Here is a 2191-nt window from a genome sequence, read left to right on the forward strand (position 1 = left end):
CGCCCAGGTCAGCGCGACCTAACGAGGTACTACTAGCAACTCGTGAACTGCTCGTTCATGATCAGGAACGCCCCGATGCCGTGCAGGTCGTTCACCGCCCGCGGTCGCGCGAGGTAGAAAGGCAGGTCACCGACGTTCGTGCCGATGCAGATCTCGGAGATCTCGGTGTTGCCCTCGGCGTTGATCTTCACGCGCTCCAGCACACCGCGACGGCCGCGCTGGGCCACGACGTCGTACCTGCGTGACACATAGCCGCGTTCCACGGCCCGTGAGATGGCCATCGAGTACATGGACGAGCACGAGGTCTCGGTCCAGTTCTCCGGGTTGGATCCCTTGTCCACGACCTGGAACCAACGGCCGGTCTTCGAGTCCTGGTACTTCGCGAGCGCCGCGATGAGCTTGGACAGGATCGAGATCAGCTTCGGCCGGTCCGGGTGGTCGCGGGGCAGGTCCTCCAGCACGTCGCAGCACGTGATCGCGTACCAGCCCATCGCGCGGCCCCAGAACTCCGGCGACACGCCCGTGGTCTTGTCGGCCCACGACACCGTGCGCGACTCGTCGTACGCGTGGTGGAAGAGGCCGTCCTTGTGCTGCAGGTTCTTCGCGTAGACGAAGAGCTGCTTCAGTGCTTCGTCGGTCGCCCATTGCTTCTCGCCGAACGTGTAGCCGTGCCGCATGATGAACGGCACGACCATGTAGACGCCGTCCGACCAGTTCTGCCAGTCGCGCGTGCCGCCCTCGGCGTGCCAGAAGCCGCCTTCCTTGGTGCGCGCATAGGTGTTGAGGCGCTCGCGGATCTGCGTTGAAGCGGTTCGATACCGCACGTCGCCGGTCGCGTTGTAGAGCAACGGCAGCAACTGGCCCGCGCGCATCGCGTCGAGGTTGGTGAAGGTGCGGCTCATCCGGCCGTCCGGCCCGACGAACCGGTCTACCCACGCCTTGATGAAGTCGAAGTACTTCTTGTTCTTGGTGCGCTGGAAGACGAGCCACTGCCCCCACAGGTACAGGCCGCGCGTGTAGCCCCAGCCGCCGAGCGTCTCCGGCGTGTACTGGCGCATCGTCGACTCGACGACCTCGACGGACCAGTCGGTGCGGTCCTTCGCTTGTGCCGTGCCCGTGCTTCCCGAGGCGACACCGCCGGCGAGTGCGGCGCCGCCGAGTCTGACGAAGTCACGCCTGGACGTGGTCATGCGTGTTCCCTCCAAGGGGAGTGCCAGGCGACGGCACGCACAGACCTACCAGGGTGAAACCTCGGATGTCTAGGCCAGATGTTCCAGAAGCATCGAGGAAACCGCCTCCGGGATCTCCTCAGGGATCCAATGACTGACGTCCTCGACCATCTCGAACCGGTACCCGCCGGTGCACCACTTCTCGGTCTCGAACGCGGCGACCGAGCCGAACGCGACGTCCTCGGTGCTCCACACGTACATCGTCCTGACCGCGATCTTGTCGGCGGCACCACTCGGCTTGCCCGCGCGGTACCAGTTGAGGGCGGCCGTCAGCGCGCCCGGCCCGGCGAGGCGCTGGAGGTACTCGTCGATGTGCGACGGCCGGATCCGCCACTCGAACATCTGCTTGAGCGCCTGGGCGTTGTTCTCCAGCATCCGCCGCTCGGTGCTGCGCTCACGCCAGTCGAGCATGTACTGCGACCGCAGCCGCTGGTCCTCGTCGGTCTGCAGCGCGGTTTTGAGGGCGCCGGGGTGCGGGGTCGAGAAGACGGACAGGGTGCGCAGGCGGTCCGGGTGGTCGATCGCGGTCCACCACGCGACGGCGCCGCCCCAGTCGTGGCCGACCAGGTCGAACGTGCCCCAGCCCAGCGCGTCCGCCATCGCGATCACGTCGCCGACCAGGTGCGTGACCGTGTACTCGCTGGCCTGCTCGGGGCGCACGCCGGGGGAGTAGCCGCGCTGGTCGGGGGCGACCGCGCGGAAGCCGTTCACGCCCAGCACCGCGACCTGGTGCTCCCACTCGATGGCGGCCTCGGGGAAGCCGTGCAGCAGCAACACCGGGCGGCCGTCCTCGGGGCCGGACGCGATGGCGTCGAAGGTGCCTGCCTCGGTCTCGATGCTGATGTGCTCGATCACGAGTTCGAACAATACTGCCGTGGCCGCCGGCCGTCGCCGCGGCTTCCGGCGCTCGGCAGGGCGCCTCGCGGCACCGGCCCCACGCCCCCATGTGCCCGATATGAGGG

General features: G+C 67.6%; 2 protein-coding genes. Both read right to left on the reverse strand.

Annotated elements, in window-relative coordinates:
• Positions 1-32 precede the first annotated feature (32 nt).
• Positions 33-1190: a glycoside hydrolase family 88/105 protein gene (locus UK23_RS45920; protein WP_045318157.1), complete on the reverse strand. Its 1158-nt coding sequence runs from the start codon at positions 1188-1190 to the stop codon at positions 33-35.
• Between the two features lie 69 nt (positions 1191-1259).
• Positions 1260-2084 (reverse strand): alpha/beta fold hydrolase, encoded by an 825-nt coding sequence (locus UK23_RS45925; RefSeq protein ID WP_045318158.1) that lies wholly within the window; start codon positions 2082-2084, stop codon positions 1260-1262.
• Positions 2085-2191 lie beyond the last annotated feature (107 nt).

The sequence above is a fragment of the Lentzea aerocolonigenes genome (genome assembly GCF_000955955.1).
GTDB classification, from domain to species: domain Bacteria; phylum Actinomycetota; class Actinomycetes; order Mycobacteriales; family Pseudonocardiaceae; genus Lentzea; species Lentzea aerocolonigenes_A.